This window comes from Sorangium sp. So ce375, assembly GCF_051473855.1.
Lineage (GTDB): Bacteria > Myxococcota_A > Polyangia > Polyangiales > Polyangiaceae > Sorangium.
On sequence record NZ_CP150335.1, the window covers coordinates 8823212 to 8840086 of the forward strand.

The window sequence follows — 16875 nt, forward strand, 5'->3', positions numbered from 1 at the left end:
GGTTCAGCGGAAATCGTAGCGTCCTGGAGCGAGGATATCGTTCGGATCGAGGGCGTGCTTCAGCGAGGCGAAGACCGACGCGGAGTCGTCGCTCGGCGGAGGCACGAACCGCATCGACTGGATGCCGAGCCGGAAGGGCAGATATCCCTTTCCGATCAGCGCCTCGAGGATCGCGTCGTGACAGGCCAGCGCCCGCTCGTCCTCGCCCTCGGCGTCGCGGTCGAAGAGGATGGCTGCGCAAAAGGACACGAACCGCTCGCTCATGAAGAGCAGGGCCAGGTTGGGCTCGAAGCCGCGCTCCAGGCAGAACTCCCGGACGACGTCGACCGCTGCACGGACGTCCTCGCCCGTGAAAGGGACGGCCGGGGTACACCAGAGGACGCCGCAGCGATCGAGGTCCGGGTGCAACCTCGGGCTGGGTGGCGCCGTCTTCCGCCAGTAGGTGCTGCGTATGCTCACCTCGGTGGGAAACCCGAGCAGCGGGCTCTTGCGGAACATCAGATCGAGGTGCGGGCCGAGGTCGATCCCCCCGAGCCGCATCAGCCTCGAGGGGACGAGGCGCAGGAGCCGATCGACGCGATCGTCCAGAAAAATGAGGCGCCTCGCCCTGCCCCTCAGCGCCTTCTCGACGAGCCGGCGCTCGGCGTGCCCCTGCTCTCGCGACGCCGCGTAGATGGCGCCCGAGCCTGCCCAGGGGCCGACGCCCACCCGCGCGCGGAAGGCCTCAAGCAACGCCGCGGGGAGCGGCCTGCGCCCGCCCGCGTCAGCCCAAGGGTATTGCTGGGTGGAGGCCATCATCTTGTAATCGTTGGCGAGGCTCAACGACGTCCGCGGCAGCGCCATCTTCAGGTTACGAAGGGCTTCCACCACGGAGGGCAGGGCCGCGTCGTCGTCGAACGTGAAGGTGAACGTCGCGAAGTACGACGGACGCGGGCTCAACCACAACGTAAGTTTTGTTATAATTCCCAGATTGGACTGCAGGAAAATCCCATCGAGCGCCGGGCCCACCCCGTGTCGGTAGATCGCTCCTGCCTTCGCCCCGTCGAAGCGCCCGAATCCGGTATGAATACAGCGTCCGTCGGGCAATATGACTTCCATATTGCACACGTGCGAGCTGCGATCGCCGTAAGGCCCCGGGCCATCACCGCGCTCCAGGACGTTGCCGACGATGCTCGCGAGCGGGCTGCCGCCAATCGAGGTCGGCATGAGCGCGGATTTCCGATCCCGGAGAAACTCGTAGAGCTGTTGGAAGGTGACCCCGGGCTCGATCGTCACGTGGGCGAGGCGCTCGTCGAACTCGAGGATCCGGTTGAGCCGCCGGAGATCGAGGAGCACGCTCCCGTCGCGGGCCGGGACACGGGAGCCGTAGCCCCAGTTGCGGCCGGCGCTGGTCGGGTACAGCGGGATCCGGTGCTCGTTGCAGACGCGCACGATCCGCTGCACCTCGTCGCAGCTCGCTGGCCGCACGATGGCCGGGATCCTCTGGCGGGTCGCGAACGTCGCGGTGCCCGCCTCGTCCAGCGCGCGCGCGTCACGCACGACGTGCTCGGCGCCGACCGCGTCCTCGAGCGCAGCGATGACAGCCTCGGGTAGCTTCATGTCATTCAGCCGCGGTCGTCGAGGCGTGCGCCTCGTGCAGCTTGGTGAGGTATTCGCGATGACCGGGGAGCGTCTCTGCGAGCTCGCTGCAGCGCCCGCGGATCGCCCGGAACCTCCCCTCGGCCGCCTCGATGGCGCCCGGCCTGTGCTCCAGGATCGGCGACGACTGCGCCGGCAGGTAGTTCATACCCGCCAGGATCGAGATGTAATTGCTGTTGGTCCAGAACCGATCGAAGCTGGCCTCGAACTGCTCGTAGAGTCGAGGCCCGGAGTAGCTGCGCTTGACGGGCATGCCCGAGCGATACTGCTCGAGCGTCCACTTCAGCGACTCTGGCACCATGAGGTCGTGCTTGTTCGCCCGCCAGTACGGCGTATCCTCGCGGCTCGTCGTGCAGTAGTGCATGACGATGAAGTCCCGCACGTCGTCGATCATGTAGCCCACGCGCTCGTTGAAGCTGTCGCGCAAGGCGGGCTCCATGGCCAGGCTCGGGAAGTGGCGGACGAGCTGGTAGAGCGCGGCGTAGATGAAGTAAATGCCAGTCGACTCGAGCGGCTCGATGAACCCTCCGGCGAGCCCGATCCCCACGCAGTTGTTCACCCACGCGCGCCGGTGGCGGCCGGTCCGCATCCGGATATGATTCGCCTTTCCCTCGTCGGGGCCGAGCCCGAGGAAGCGACGCAGCTCCTCCTCGGCCGAGCCAGGATCGATGTACTGGCTGCTGTACACGTAGCCGCAGCCGCTCCGCGAATAGAGGGGAATCTGCCAGACCCATCCTGAGGTCAGCGCCGTCGCGGTCGTGTAGGGTCTAATCTCGTCGCCGCGGTGGGGCGCGAGGATCGCCACGGCACGATCGTTGAGCAGGTTCTCCGAGAAGGGCATGAAGGGCTCCTTCAGCGTCTCCGTGAGCAGGAGACTGCGGAACCCGGAGCAGTCGATGAAGAGATCGCCGTCGACGAGCGATCCGCCTGCCGTGCGGAGCGAGGTGATGTTCCCCCGCTCGTCCTGCAAGACCTGGACGACCTCGTCGACGACCTGCATCACGCCTCGCGCCATGGCCCATTCACGTAAGAAGGAGCCGAGGAGGCCCGCGTCGAAATGATACGCGTAAAAGGTCTCCGTACGGCCGTCGAAATGGCGCGGCGACTTGCACCGCTCGTTCAGGAGCCCGGTCACGTAGCAGGCGCGGTGAAGCGGCTCATCGCTGCCCATCAGCCGCTTGCGGAGCCAGAAATGCGAGAGCGGCATGCCCTCGATCTCTTCGATCTCGCCGAAGTTGTGGAAGTAGTGCGGTTTGCCGCTCGAGGGCGGCTCCGCCCAGTTCTCGTACCGAATCCCGAGCTTGTAAGACGCATTACAGCGCGGCATCCACTCGGACTCGTCGATGCCCAAGAAGTCGAAGACCTCCTGTTTGATGCTGGGCACCGTGGCTTCCCCCACGCCGATCGTGCCGATTCGGCTCGACTCGATCAGGGTGATCTGCACATTGCCGTGGAGCGCCTTGTGGAGATAGGAGGCCGCGAGCCAGCCAGATGTGCCACCACCCAGAATTACGATTTTCTGAACTCTACTCATCGAAGGTCGGTCTCCGGGGCGAAGAAGCGTTGGCTCGCATCTCCAAGGTTGCACGCCGCTCTCCGGCCGGCGATTCGACGAGCTCGAAGTCGGCCGAGCGCAGACGGGCTCGACGAATGCGTCGTCTGGCAATCGATGCAGGAGCGGGCTCCGAGGCGGGAGGTGCGGAGCGCTCCGCCCCGTGGGGGGGCGGCAAGGCATGAGGAAAGCAGTGCAGCAAGGGGCCAGCGGTCCCTCTTCCTCCCATCGACTCGAACATCGGCCTGTCCCGTGTTCGTCCGGGCGTGCGTGCGGTACAGCTGGGTCGCCAAGGTAAAACGAGGTGAGCTTCTCCCACTATTTTCGCGGTGTCAACAACATTGCCGTCTCACGCTCCTCCAGCTTTCAGCCGTTGTCTCGTCGTCCGGCTTCCAGCCGTCGTCGTGCGCCGGGACAACCCGCGCGAAGTCGAATCGCGCGACAGCGGTCCGGCCGACCCCTGTCGCCGCTCGATTTGTACCAGGTAGCGATTACAAGCTCGTTCGAGACAGCTCAACGACCCGCGTCGCGCGCGCGGTACTCGGTGATCATCTCCTGCGTCACGTCGTGATCATAACAGAGAGGCGCTGCGCCTCCCGGCCGCGAGTAAGCGCTGCGCTTGCCACACCGTCTGCCCGCTCGATCGGTATCGTAAGGGCACGGGCAGCTCCCGCTGTACGCCGCTCGTGACTCGGCGATGAGGGCCTTCCGAATCGCGGCGTCCGTCTTCGGCGCATCTGCCTTGGCCGAGGTCGCCGCAAACATCGCCATTCCAACGACGAGCCAGTACGCGTGCCGCATAACCTGGCATCGTACCGGCCCTCCGGAACCTCACAACATGATCTTTCGCTCAGGTGCCCCCGTGTGGTCCCATCGGTCGAACGGCTCCCTCGCGCGGCCGTCACCGCCCTCTCCTACTCCAGCGACGCCGCTCCCCCCGGCGCCTCCCGCGCGGGGGCGCGCAGCACGGGATCGTCGCCCCAGAGCTGCGGCAGCATCGCGACGAACGCCCATTCTTGCACGCCCGAGTCGTCGAACGTCAGGTGAACGCGGTCGCCGCCGCGCTCGAACGTGATGGCGAACAGCGCACCGTCGAGCGCTGCGTCGTCCGGCGTCGTCGTGAACTGCTCCTCGTAGCCCTCCTCGACGAGGAACTCGCCCGACGCCGCCGCGCGAGCCTGCGGATCGTCCACGCGCACCAAGAGCTGCGGCCAACCGGTGCAGCGCACCGCGCCGAGCCCGCGCAGCAGCACCGCACGCAGCCACGCGTCACCGAGGTCGAAGCCGCCGCCCCAGAAGAACACCAGGCGATCGACGCGGAGCACGTTCGCCTCGTCCTCGAACAGGCCCTTGAGCAGGACCCGCGACGTCGAGTCGCCCGGCCACGGCACCCCGTGCCGCCGACCGAGCTCGACCAGCGGCCCGGGCACGGCGTCGTCGCTCCACGGCGCGTCGGCGGTCTTCTCGTAGGTAATGTAGTCCGCGACGAGCTGCAGCAGCTCGGCCTCGGCGCGCGCCGCCGCGTCGACCGTCGAGAACTCCGCTGCCTGCATCACGACGTGGCTCACGTATGCAGTTGTACACGAGCCCGCCGGCGACAGGAAGGACACCGCCTGATCACGACGGCCGCGCCGAGGGATGGGCCGAGCGCGCCAGTGCGGGCCGGCAACGTGCACGTCACTCCGAAGGACGTCGGCTCCTCGGCGCTTTGCGTCGTGACACCTCGGGAGGTGCGCGATGTCGAAGGCGTAGAGCTCCTGATTACCAGACGCCCGGGTTACCCGGCGTGCGATCGACCTGCTCGACGCCACTCTTCGCCATGATCTTCGCCAGGTTCGCGTAGAATCGAGCGGAGTGAGCAGATCGTCGACGTCACCGGGACCTCTCATCGACGCACCGCAGCGGTCGCTCACCCAGGCGGGTGAGCAGCACAAGCTGCGCGCGAGCTGTCAGGTCGTCGAGGCGACGGTGGATGTTGCGGTAGGCTATTGGAGCTCCATGGCCACCGCGGTCTGGCTGAAGACGACCCACCCGCACCACGCCACATCCCTGAAGACAGCGATCGTCGGGGCGCAGGCGAGCTCCCCGTCCCGCAAGGTGTGGCTGCTGCAGATCGTGACCCCCGAAGCCATCGTGCCCGACTCGCGCAGCCGCGCCGCTCTCGCCGGGATGTTGTGCGCGGTGGATGGCATCGTGTCCCACTCGGCGGTGATCCACATCGGGTCGGGCTTTCGGGCGTCCATCGTGCGCAGCATCGTCACGGGGCTCAACGCCCTGGGACGCCAGCAGTTTCCACATCATGTCTTCGCCAGCCTCGAGGAAGGCGTTGCCTGGCTGGCCACCCACGGCCTGCCGGACCCGGCGGCGGCCCATCACGACCTCTCGGCGTTCTATGAGGCCGCGGTCGCGGGCCAGCTCACGAGCGTTCGGACGTGAGCGCCGGGCCCAGGGCATCGTGGCCTCCCGCGCGCCCGCGGCGCCACCTCCGCGGCCGATCGAGAGGCTTCTCCTCGTCTTGACGGGCGCGCCGCGACCAGGGATCCTCGCCGGCATGCGTCTCGCCGCGTTCGGGGTGATCCTGTTGCTCGTGGGCAACGCGCACGCCGAGTCGACGGCGCCGGCGCCCGCCGTCGACACCACGCGGCGGGACGTGGGCACCGGCCTCTCCGTGGGCGGGCTGGTCCTCGGCTCCGTCGGAGCAGGCATGTTCTTCCTCACCCGACGGAGCGGCGACGATTCCTGCGGTTGCGCGTCTCACGCATGGGTCTTTCCCACCGTGCTCATGAGCGTCGGAGGCGCGATGGCCCTCACGGGTATACCGCTCTGGATCACGGGTCAGATGAAGCTCGATCGCGCCACGACCCGGGCCGAGCTGCAGCTCGGTCCGCTCGGCGGAGGCGTCCGGGTCCTGTTCTGAAGGCGCGCGACGCTCGCCCCGCCGCACCCCGCCCTCACGCGACCGCGGGCCCCGCGGCGAGCCCGCCGCTCACCGCTCCGCGGGCGCCCCGTCCCGTATCCCGAGCGTCTCCTCGCGCGCCGACAGGCACGCCTCGCTCCCCACGACGAACGCGCGGCAGTTGTCCGGCCTGATCTCGTAGATGGCGCAGCGCTTGTCCTCGCAGAGGTGCTGGCACCGCCCGCTCGCCGCGAAGCGCAGCGTGATCTTCCCGTCCCGCGCCCGCCGCACGTAGGTGCGCCCGGTGAGGTCGCCGCGCCCGGCCTCCCGGAAGCGCGCGAGGTCCACCTCGTCGAGCACCACATTCGCGTCATGGCAGCAAGCGCCGCACGCCAGGCAGTCGAGCGCCACGTCGCGCATCGCCCCCGGGTGCGTGCTGTCGCGCTCGCACCAGTCGAGGACGGAGCCCTCGTACTGCCGCTTCACCCGCGCCGTCGCGAGCCCCTGGGCCGGCCCCTCGCTCACGCGGCGGAAGCGCTGCTGCTCGATCGACAGGAGCGACCACAGCCCGAGCTCCGTGAGCTTCCCGTCCTGGCCGATGGAGAGCAGCAGGTCCACCCGTTCGTCCGGAAGCACGATGGCCGCGTGTCCGCCGGCCCTCACGTGCGCCGCTGCGCGACTCAGGAAACGCGGACGAAACCGGCGCCAGACGGGGCGAGACACAACATAGGCGGACATCGGGGCGCATCTTCGCGCCACAGCCTCGCTCTGCCAAGCCCCGGCCTCGCCCGGCGGGCGCGCTGCGCTATGTTGGAAGGGTGCGACATCGCAAGAATCTCGTCATCGTGAAGACCGGTGAGCCCGTCCAGCCGGTCCTCGAGCGGCGCGGCCAGTTCGCGGACCTGATCGAGCAGACGATCGGCGCCACCTGGAGCGGCGGATACACCACCGTCGACGCCCTCACGGGCGAGCTCCCCGCGCCCGACGCCCCCGAGACCGCCGCCTTCGTCGTGACCGGCTCGTCGGCCAACGTCCCCCACCGCGAGCCCTGGATGCTCCGCTGCGAGTCGTGGCTGCGCGCCGTCGTGCAGACCGGCACCCCGACGTTCGGCATCTGCTTCGGCCACCAGATCCTCGCCCAGGCCCTCGGCGGCGAGGTCGTCCGGAACCCGCGCGGCCGCGAGATCGGCAGGATCCGCGTCCAGCGCCGCGCCGACGACCCCCTCTTCGACGGCCTGCCGTCGAGCTTCGAGACGCACGCGACCCACCTCGATACCGTCGGCACGCTGCCCGAGGGCGCCGCGAGCCTGGCGTTCACCGAGCTCGATGACCATCAGGTCATCCGCTTCACGAGCACCTGCTACGGCGTGCAGTTCCACCCCGAGATGGACCACGACGTCATCGCCGGCTACATCATGCATCGGAGCGACATCCTGAGGGACGAGGGCCTCGACGTCCCGTCGCTGCTCGCGCCCATCGCGCCCGATCAGCTCGGCACACGGACGCTGCATAATTTCATCCGCCACATTGTCGTGCGCGGCGCCTAACCCTGATCCCTACGCTGCCAGCCGGACCGGGGTAGTGCGCGCCCTGACTGACGCGCCGGTCAGCCCCGACTGACGCATCGGTCAGTCTCTCGACCTGGCCCGCCGGCCGCGCGCCGGGCTCACCCGCTCCGGCGCCTCGGCCGAGGCGTCGCCCGCGCCGGGCGCGGCGCGCTCGCCCTCCGCGCGCTGCGCCGCGAGCCCGGTCGCGGGGTCCATCCGGAGGTAGCCCCGCCGCAGGAGATCGTAGAGCGCCGTGACGATCCGCTCGCGCGGGCGGGCCTGGTCCTCGAGGGCGTTCTCGAACAGCACCTCTTTCAGCGCGCCGATCGTGAACGTCGCGTACAGCTCCGTGTCCCCCGGCTCGATGATGCCGAGCCGCTGCCCCTCCGTGAGGCTCTGCTGCAGCAGGACCTTCACCTCCTGGCGGAACGCCCGCAGCTCCTTGACGAACGCCGGGTCGAGCCCGGCCGCGTGCGACAGGAGGATGCTCGTCAGCGCCGGATCGTCGAGCAGCACGGCCACGATCGCGCGGATGTTGTGCTTGACCTGCGCCTCGACGTCCGCCGACGGGTCCACGCGCAGGATGGCGCCGCCGAGCCGCGAGAAGAGGCCGCGCACGAGCTCGCCGAACACCGAGCGCTTGTCGGGGAAGTAGAGGTAGAACGTCCCCTTCGCGACCTTCGCGAGCGCGACGATGTCATCGACCTTCGCCTCGTGATACCCCTTCTCGGAGAACACGGTGCGCGCCGCGCGGAGGAGCGCTTGGCGGCGCTCGGCCTTGTCCATGGGCCGGTCGCTTTACCATCACCGGCCTGCCATCTGGGGATCGATGTCTCCCCGCCGGCGTCTCCTGGGCCCGTCGCCCCAAAAGATCCGGAAAAATCGCGGCACAGCGCACGACACGCGAGCGCCGAACGCGGCGGAACGGCGCCGCACGAGACCGAGCGAAACCGAGCGTGACGTCGGAACCTTGCGCCCTGGACGCAGAGAGGGCCCGAGATGGCAGGAAACCCGCGTCGGGCGACGACCAAGACGCACCGGATTGCTTGATTTCCCGGGCATCCCGTTGTAGCCATCACGACTGACCAGCCAGTCAGTCGGACGCTGGGACCGGCGACGGCGGTGGGAGGAGCCCCGATGGGAAGGCAGATCCAGGATCCGGTCGTGGTCGGCATCGACGTCGGTTCGACGACGGTGAAGGCGGTCGTGCTCGATCCGCAGACGCTCGAGATTCTCTGGAGCGACTACCAGCGGCATCAGACGAAGCAGCCGGAGAAGGTGCTCGAGCTCCTCGAGACCATCGAGGCGTCGTTCCCCGCGTCGCCGAGGGAGAGCTGGCGGGTGTTCATGACGGGCTCCGGCGCGGCGCCCCTCTGCGCCGGCCTCGGCGCCAAGTTCGTCCAGGAGGTCAACGCGGTCACGCTCGCGGTCGAGAACCTGCACCCGGACGTGGGCAGCGTCATCGAGCTCGGCGGGCAGGACGCCAAGATCATCATCTTCCAGCGGGACGCGAAGACGGGCGACAAGACGGCCGCGCCGTCGATGAACGACAAGTGCGCCTCCGGCACGGGCGCCACCATCGACAAGTGCATGATCAAGGTGGGCCTCCCCTCGACGGAGGTGGTGAAGATCCACTTCGACGACTCGAAGCTCCACCACGTCGCCGCGAAGTGCGGAGTCTTCGCCGAGACGGACATCGTGAACCTCGTGAAGAGCGGTATCCCCTCGACGGAGATCCTCTGCTCTCTCGCCGACGCGATCGTCCTCCAGAACCTGTCGGTGCTGACGCGCGGCTCGACCTTGAAGCACAAGGTCATCCTGCTCGGCGGCCCCAACACCTACCTCCCCTTCCTCCAGGAGTGCTGGCGCAAGCGGATCCCCGAGACCTGGGACGAGCGCGGCTACGCCTGGCCGAAGGACCAGCCGGTCGAGGAGACGATCTTCGTCCCGGAGAACGCGCAGTACTACGCGGCGTTCGGCGCCTGCGTCTACGGGCTCAAGGAGGCGCCGGAGGTCGGCCTCTACGCCGGCAAGTCGGGGCTCGTCGAGTACATGACGAACGGCAGGAAGGCCCGGCTCGGCGAGAGCGCGGGCCCGCCGCTCGTCAAGACCCGGGACGAGGTCGACGAGTTCCGGAAGCTCTACAGCATCCCGAGGTTCACGCCGATGAAGCTCGCGGCCGGCCAGGTCGTGCGCGGGGTCATCGGCCTCGACGGCGGCTCCACCTCGTCGAAGGCGGTGCTCATCGACGAGGACGGGAACATCGTCTGCAAGGCCTACCAGCTCTCCAAGGGCAACCCGATCCAGGACGCGAAGGAGCTCCTCTCCCAGCTCCGCCAGTACGTGCTCGATCAGGGCGCGACGCTCGAGGTGCTCGGCTTCGGCGGCACCGGGTACGCGGCCGACGTGCTCCAGGAGTGCATGCGGGCCGACGTCAACATCGTCGAGACCGTCGCCCACATGATGAGCGCGGTGAAGTTCTTCGGCGACGTCGACGTCATCTGCGATATCGGCGGACAGGACATCAAGGTCCTGTTCATGAAGAACGGCGATATCGCGAACTTCCGCCTCTCCAACTCGTGCTCTGCGGGCAACGGCATGTTGCTCCAGGCGATGGCCGACCAGTTCGGCCTGAAGGTGACCGAGTACGCCGACACGGCGTTCGGCGCCGAGCTCGCGCCGAAGTTCAGCTACGGCTGCGCCGTCTTCCTCGACACGGACCGCGTGAACTTCCAGAAGGAGGGCTTCTCGAAGGAGGAGCTGCTCGCCGGCCTCGCCCAGGTGCTGCCGAAGAACGTGTGGCAGTACGTCGTGCAGATCCCGCGGCTCGCGGCGCTCGGCACGCGCTACGTGCTCCAGGGCGGCACGCAGTACAACCTCGCGGCGGTCAAGGCGCAGGTCGATTACATCAAGGAGCGCGTCCCCGGCGCCGAGGTGTTCGTCCACCCGCACACCGGCGAGGCCGGCGCGCTCGGCGCCGCGTTCGAGACGCTCCGGGTCGTGAAGCGCAAGGGCCGGTCGACGTTCATCGGGATCGACGCGGCGATCGCCCTCGAATACACGACGAAGAACGACGAGGAGACGGTCTGCCACTTCTGCCCGAACGAGTGCAAGCGGACGTTCATCGACACGAAGCGGCCTGACGGGACGACGAGCCGCTACATCTCGGGCTTCTCGTGCGAGAAGGGCACGGTCGAGAGCGAGCAGGCGATGCTCGCGCTCGTCGCCGAGCGGAAGAAGATCGCGAAGCAGTTCCCGAACCTCGTCGACTACGAGTCGAAGCTCGCCTTCCGGCACTTCTACGACACCGCGCCGCTCCCGGAGGACGGCGCGCCGGTGAAGGACACGATCGTCAAGAAGGGCTTCCTCGGCATCCGCCGGGTGGAGACGACGCGCCCGTTCCGGCGGAGCGGCCTCGACGCGCGAGAGCGCCTCCGCCGCGTCCGCATCGGCATCCCGCGCGTGCTCAACATCTACTCGACCGGCCCGTATTACCGGGCCTACTTCGAGGCGCTCGGCATCCCCAAGCAGAACGTCGTCTTCAGCGACGCGACGAGCGAGGAGATGTGGGTCGAGGGCGGCAAGTACGGCTCCATCGATCCGTGCTTCCCGTCCAAGGTGGCGCAGGCCCACGTCCACAACCTGCTCTTCCACCACCACAGCGACGAGAAGAAGCTCAATTACATCTTCTTCCCGATCCTCACCCATGTTCCGAGCTTCGGCGAAGGGGTGATGGACAAGACGAGCTGCCCGATCGTCGCGGGCGTGCCGGACGTCATGAAGGCGGCGTTCACGAAGGAGGTCGACTTCTTCAAGACGCGCGGCATCGAGTACCTCGATCCCGCGCTCACGTTCTCCGAGATGACGCTGACGGCGCGCCGGATGTTCGAGACCTGGGGCCCGCGGCTCGGCATCACCGAGGACGAGAGCGATCACGCGCACCGCGAGGGGATGCGGGCGCTCTCGCAGTTCGAGCGCGACCTCCAGGACAAGGGGCGGGCGATCCTCGAGACGGTCGAGGCCGAGAATCGCGTCGCCATCCTGATGATCGGGCGGCCGTACCACTCCGACCCGGGCCTGAACCACGGCATCCCGGAGGAGTTCCAGGTGCTCGGTTATCCGATCCTCTCGGTGCGGTCCATCCCGCGCGACATGGAGTACCTGGCGCGGTACTTCAAGGAGGAGCTCGCGACGGGCCAGCACCCGCTCGACATCAACGATGTCTGGCCGGAGAACTACTCGGCCAACAGCGCGCAGAAGGTCTGGGCGGCCAAGTTCGCCGCCCGCCACCCGAACGTCGTGCTGCTCGATCTCTCGAGCTTCAAGTGCGGCCACGACGCGCCGACGTACGGGATCATCGACAGCATCGTGAGCTCGAGCGCCACGCCGTACGCTGCGCTGCACGACATCGACGCCAACAAGCCGGGCGGCTCGATCAAGATCCGCGTGAAGACCTACGCGCACAGCCTCAAGCTGCACGAGGAGGCGCTCGAGGACGCGGCGAAGAAGAAGGCGCAGCTGGTCCACCGCATCGAGGAGAAGCGGCTCGAGCTGCTCCAGCTGAAGCGCGACCAGCAGGCGGCGCGCAAGATCACGGATCCCGCGCTCGAGCGGGAGATCGCCGCGCTCGCCGAGAAGCTCCGGAGCTACGTCGCGCCGGCCTCACCGCCCGAGGCGCCGAAGACGGGCCTCGTTCAGCTGAAGAAGAAGCAGTCCGACGGGACCGTCGTCCCCTTGGAAGCCTGAACCACGTCGAAGGTCGAGGGGGGGACGGCGCGGCCGCCCTTCCAGCATCCAAGCGAAGGGAAGCCACGCCATGCAACAGACGAGCACGACGAGCACGACGACCACGCAGAAGACGCGCCTTCCTCTGGTGGGCGAGGCGCGATCCATCAAGACCGACATCGACATCGAGGCGGAGCTCAGGGCGTTCGAGGAGGCCGAGCGGGAGCGGCTCGGGCTGAAGGCCGAGCGGCGCCAGTGGGTCGACAACATGCTCAAGCCGAAGATGACCAAGAAGGAGCGCGACAACGTGACGCTCCTCATCAGCGGCCTGACCGCCGCGCAGGACTTCCTGTGCGAGGGCGCGCTGAAGGGCCTCGGCTACAACGTCCACTACTTCGGGATGAGCGACAACGCGGGGCTGCAGACGGGCAAGGAGTTCGGCAACCGCGGGCAGTGCAACCCGACCTACTTCACGGTCGGGGGCCTCGTGAAGTACCTCATCGACCTGCGCGACAAGCAGGGGATGTCGACCGAGGACATCATCAAGAACTACGTGTTCCTGACGGCGGGCGCGTGCGGGCCGTGTCGGTTCGGCATGTACGTGACCGAGTACCGGAAGGCGCTCCGCGACGCCGGCTTCGACGGCTTCCGGGTGATGCTCTTCCAGCAGACGGGCGGGCTCTCGCAGGCGACGGGCGACGACGTCGGGCTCGAGATGAACCCCGCCTTCTTCATCGCGATCATCAAGGCCATCGTCTGCGGCGACACGCTGAACGCGCTCGGCTACCGGATCCGGCCTTACGAGGTCGAGCCGGGCGCGACGAACCGCGCGATGGAGAGCGCGAAGCGCATCGTCTACAAGGCTCTCTTCGAGCAGACGAACGTGTTCCGCGCCCTCTACGAGGCGCGCAAGGAGTTCGAGCGCGTCCAGGTGGACAAGCTCCGGCCCAAGGCGAAGACGTCGATCATCGGCGAGTTCTGGGCGATGACGACCGAGGGTGACGGCAACTACGCCCTGCAGAGGTTCCTCGAGAGCGAGGGCGGCGAGAACGACATCCAGCTCACGACGGCGTGGCTCCTCTACAACATCTGGGAGTGCGCCCGAGACACCCGCGAGCGGCGCGATCTGCGCGGCGCCGACGAGGGCAACTACGGCCTCGCCGGCCTCGACGAGTTCGGCGTGGCGAAGCGCCTCGCGACGATGCGCCTCGCCGAGGGGGCGCTGCGCGTCGGCTTCCAGGCGTTCGCGCTGCCGCTCGGCCTGCTCGACTACCACCTTCCGGACATGGATCTCGTGGCGGAGGTGGCGAAGGACTACTACTCGAACGACCTCCGCGGCGGCGAGGGGCACATGGAGGTCGGCAAGCTCATCGTGAACGCCGTGAAGTCGAAGGCGCACGTGACGGTGAGCGTGAAGCCGTTCGGCTGCATGCCCTCGTCGGGCGTCTCCGACGGCGTCCAGTCGCTGATCACGTCGCGCTACCCCGGGACGATCTTCTGCGCGGTGGAGACGAGCGGCGACGGCGCGACGAACTTCTACTCCCGCATCCAGATGTACATGTTCAAGGCGCGCATCCTGGCCGAGCAGGAGCTCGCCCGCGCCTACGAGGAGGCGGGCGTCACGGAGGCCGAGGTGCGCGCGTTCCTCGCGAGGAACCCGAAGTACGCGAGCCCGCTTCACCACGCGCCGCACCGCGTCGCCGGCTCGGCTGCCAACCTTGTGTACGAGGTGGCGCCGCTCATCAAGCAGACGGCCGCCCAGCGCGCCGTGGGCAAGGCCAAGGCAGCGGCGGGGGCGCTCCGCGACGCGGTGATGGCCGCCCCGGCCAAGGCGAAGGCGGCAAGGGAGTTCCTTACGAACCCGGAGACGCTCGCCCGGGCGCGCGAGGACGTCGCGCTCGTCCGCGACCTCGTCGGCGGCAAGGCCGCGGAGCGGTTCAGCCCGCTGGTCAAGCGCCTGGCCGGCAAGGCGTACTTCGAGAACAACCCCGAGGTGCGCCACGTGAGCCACGGGGCGAACAGCGTGGAGCCCATCGCCGCGGAGTGAGGCGGACGCCGCCGGGCGAGCTGCGCCCGGCGGCCTTCTGGGCATCTCCGCGCCTTTCCACGCCTCTCCGTGCCTCTCCGCGACCGACGCGCCGCGCGGGCCGCCCGGCGCGCGGTCGGGCCGCGACGCACGCGCGAAATTCTGCTAGATATCGCGCGCCATGACTGAACTGCGCTCGTTGTCTCCCGATGCTCTTGCCTCGCTCACCCGTGAGCTCGAGGCACGTTATGCTGCCTTTGAAGCCCGCGGCCTCAAGCTCGACATGACGCGCGGCAAGCCGTCGTCCGAGCAGCTCGACCTCGCGAACGGCATGCTCGGCCTGCCCGACGCGGGCGACCTCGTCGCCTCGGACGGCTCGGACACGCGCAACTATGGCGGCCTCGACGGGCTGCCCGAGATGAAGGCCATCTTCGCCGAGCTGCTCGAGGTCCCCTCGGAGCAGGTCATCATCGGCGGGAACAGCAGCCTGACGATGATGCACGACGCGGTGGTCCGCGCGCTCGTCCACGGCGTGCCCGACGGCAGCGGCGCCTGGGTGAAGCAGCCCAAGGTCAAGTTCCTGTGCCCGAGCCCCGGCTACGATCGTCACTTCGCGATCTGCGAGCACCACGGCATCGAGATGATCACGGTCGACCTCGGCGCCGCCGGGCCGGACATGGATCAGGTCGAGCGGCTCGTCGCCGAGGATGCGGCCATCAAGGGCATGTGGTGCGTCCCGAAGTACTCCAACCCCACCGGCACCACGTACGCCCCCGAGGTGGTCCGTCGGCTCGCCGGCATGAAGACGGCGGCCGCGGACTTCCGCCTGTTCTGGGACAACGCCTACGCGGTCCACGACCTCTACGCCGAGGGGGAGAAGCTCGAGAACATCGTGTCGGCGTGCCAGTCGGCGGGCCACCCGAACCGGCCGCTCGTCTTCGCCTCCACGTCGAAGATCTCGTTCGCCGGCGCCGGCGTCGGCGCCATGGCGGGAAGCCCCGCGAACGTGGCGGACGCGAAGAAGCACCTCGGCATCCAGACCATCGGTCCGGACAAGGTGAACCAGCTGCGGCACGTCCGGTTCTTCAAGGATTACAAGGGCTTGCTGAGCCACATGCAGCGGCACGCCGAGCTCATGCGGCCCAAGTTCGAGGCGGTGACGACCGCGTTCGAGCGTGAGCTCGGCGGCAAGGGGATCGCCAGCTGGACCTCGCCGCGCGGCGGCTACTTCGTCAGCCTCGACACCCTCGACGGCTGCGCGAAGGAGGTGGTGCGCTTGGCCAACAAGGCGGGCGTGAAGCTGACCGGCGCCGGCGCGACGTACCCGTACGGCCGCGATCCTCGCGACCGCAACATCCGGATCGCGCCCTCGCTGCCGCCGCTGGATCAGATCCGCGTCGCGATGGAGGTCGTCGCGATCTGTGTCCAGCTCGCGAGCGTCCGCAAGCTCGCTGGCTAGAGCGAGCCCTTAGCGCACGAAGACGCGCCCCGCTCTAATCGCCATCATCGTCGTTCGCCTGCATTGCGGACGACGCACCGCAATGCAAGGCTGGGCGCTTCCTCCCGGAGCGCCTCGTCATGCAGCAACTCACCCCCGAAGGCCAGCAGAGAGTTTCCGATCTGTCGCATCGCTATTTCGTCAGCACCGACGCGGTGATGACGTTGTTGCAGGCGCTCGTGAACGGCCATGGAACGATGGCGCAGTTCTACCACCCCGAGCTTGGCGGCGGAGGGCAGTGGATGCTGGGCGGCATGACCATGATCGGGGACATGTTCAACAACGGTCTCAAGGCCAAGGTGGACGGCCTGTGCTCCGAGCTGTCCAGTTTGCTGGCCAGCCAGCCGTTCGTTCCAGCGCCTGCGAGATATCCATCGCAGGGCGGTCAGCAGCAGCAGCAAGGTGGCAGTGGAGGTTTTGGGGGATCGCCGGTCAGCCTGTTCGTCCCGGGGTCGGGAGGGGGCTCGGGCAGCTGGTGGCCCGGGGAGCTCGGCGTGCCGAGCTCCAGCGGGTCGCAGAACAACGTCCGATATGCCTACTTCCCCGGCGCGAGGCGCCTGGCCGTCGAGGTCAACGGGCGCGTCAGCGTCTACGACACGCTCGATCACCAGATCGGCGGCGTATCGCAGCAGCAGGGGTCAGGGTCGTCGGTGACGTTCACCAGCCAGTACGGCCTGGTGAGCGTGCTGAGCTTGCCAATCATCTCCGGCGACCTTGCCGTGCAGCAGGCGCCGATGACAGCGCCAGCGCCAGCGCCTGCCGCCGCTCCGGCGCAGGCCAACGCCGCCCCGCCCCGCCCCGCTCCTGCTCAGGAGGCGGATATCTTCGCTGCCATCGAGCGGCTCGCCGATCTGCGGCAAAAGGGGTTCATCACCGAGCAGGAGTTCACTGCGAAGAAGTCAGAGCTCCTGAGCAGGCTCTGAGCGCGAGGAGAGGACGGTCGCCGAGGGCGACCACGAGCGGGCGACCAGCGCCGGACCAGCGCCGGAGAAG

The 16875-nt window shown here is 68.2% G+C and carries 13 protein-coding genes; 7 read left to right on the forward strand and 6 right to left on the reverse strand.

Annotated elements, in window-relative coordinates; genetic code table 11:
* Nucleotides 1-3: 3 nt before the first annotated feature.
* From WME90_RS32680 to WME90_RS32695, 4 genes are all read right to left on the reverse strand, one after another.
* Nucleotides 4-1599, reverse strand: coding sequence for an FAD-binding oxidoreductase (locus WME90_RS32680; protein WP_437275959.1), 1596 nt, complete (start codon nucleotides 1597-1599; stop codon nucleotides 4-6).
* 1 nt (nucleotide 1600) lies between these two features.
* Nucleotides 1601-3172 carry a tryptophan halogenase family protein gene (locus WME90_RS32685; protein WP_437275960.1) on the reverse strand — a complete coding sequence of 524 codons (1572 nt, stop codon included), beginning with the start codon at nucleotides 3170-3172 and terminating at the stop codon, nucleotides 1601-1603.
* Nucleotides 3173-3703: 531 nt separating this feature from the next.
* Nucleotides 3704-3961 (reverse strand): hypothetical protein, encoded by a 258-nt coding sequence (locus WME90_RS32690; protein WP_437283686.1) that lies wholly within the window; start codon nucleotides 3959-3961, stop codon nucleotides 3704-3706.
* 143 nt (nucleotides 3962-4104) lie between these two features.
* Nucleotides 4105-4758, reverse strand: a complete 654-nt coding sequence (locus tag WME90_RS32695; RefSeq protein WP_437275961.1) for a hypothetical protein — start codon at nucleotides 4756-4758, stop codon at nucleotides 4105-4107.
* A gap of 430 nt (nucleotides 4759-5188) precedes the next feature.
* Here WME90_RS32695 and WME90_RS32700 point away from each other — a divergent pair, with 430 nt between their 5' ends.
* Both WME90_RS32700 and WME90_RS32705 read left to right on the forward strand, forming a co-directional pair.
* The gene (locus WME90_RS32700; RefSeq protein WP_437275962.1) at nucleotides 5189-5626 is read left to right on the forward strand and encodes a hypothetical protein; all 438 of its coding nucleotides are present in this window, start codon (nucleotides 5189-5191) and stop codon (nucleotides 5624-5626) included.
* Between the two features lie 115 nt (nucleotides 5627-5741).
* Entirely contained in the window at nucleotides 5742-6107 is a 366-nt protein-coding gene (locus WME90_RS32705) for a hypothetical protein (RefSeq protein WP_437275963.1), read from the forward strand.
* 69 nt (nucleotides 6108-6176) lie between these two features.
* Here the strand turns inward: WME90_RS32705 and WME90_RS32710 are convergent, their stop codons facing one another.
* On the reverse strand, nucleotides 6177-6722 hold the full coding sequence (locus WME90_RS32710) for a YkgJ family cysteine cluster protein (RefSeq protein WP_437275964.1): 546 nt from the start codon (nucleotides 6720-6722) through the stop codon (nucleotides 6177-6179).
* Nucleotides 6723-6904: 182 nt separating this feature from the next.
* On the opposite strand from WME90_RS32710, the gene WME90_RS32715 reads away from it, so the two are divergent.
* Nucleotides 6905-7633, forward strand: a complete 729-nt coding sequence (locus tag WME90_RS32715) for a glutamine amidotransferase (RefSeq protein WP_437275965.1) — start codon at nucleotides 6905-6907, stop codon at nucleotides 7631-7633.
* A gap of 81 nt (nucleotides 7634-7714) precedes the next feature.
* On the opposite strand, the gene WME90_RS32720 is transcribed toward WME90_RS32715, so the two are convergent.
* Nucleotides 7715-8419, reverse strand: coding sequence for a TetR/AcrR family transcriptional regulator (locus WME90_RS32720; RefSeq protein ID WP_437275966.1), 705 nt, complete (start codon nucleotides 8417-8419; stop codon nucleotides 7715-7717).
* Nucleotides 8420-8770: 351 nt separating this feature from the next.
* Here WME90_RS32720 and WME90_RS32725 point away from each other — a divergent pair, with 351 nt between their 5' ends.
* The 4 genes from WME90_RS32725 (at nucleotide 8771) to WME90_RS32740 (ending at nucleotide 16805) form a co-directional block, all read left to right on the forward strand.
* A complete protein-coding gene (locus tag WME90_RS32725) occupies nucleotides 8771-12379 on the forward strand; it encodes a BadF/BadG/BcrA/BcrD ATPase family protein (RefSeq protein WP_437275967.1) in 3609 nt (1202 codons plus the stop codon).
* Nucleotides 12380-12449: 70 nt separating this feature from the next.
* Nucleotides 12450-14405, forward strand: coding sequence for a 2-hydroxyglutaryl-CoA dehydratase (locus tag WME90_RS32730; RefSeq protein WP_437275968.1), 1956 nt, complete (start codon nucleotides 12450-12452; stop codon nucleotides 14403-14405).
* A gap of 160 nt (nucleotides 14406-14565) precedes the next feature.
* Nucleotides 14566-15843: an aminotransferase class I/II-fold pyridoxal phosphate-dependent enzyme gene (locus tag WME90_RS32735; RefSeq protein WP_437275969.1), complete on the forward strand. Its 1278-nt coding sequence runs from the start codon at nucleotides 14566-14568 to the stop codon at nucleotides 15841-15843.
* Between the two features lie 119 nt (nucleotides 15844-15962).
* Nucleotides 15963-16805: an SHOCT domain-containing protein gene (locus tag WME90_RS32740; RefSeq protein WP_437275970.1), complete on the forward strand. Its 843-nt coding sequence runs from the start codon at nucleotides 15963-15965 to the stop codon at nucleotides 16803-16805.
* Nucleotides 16806-16875: the final 70 nt, after the last annotated feature.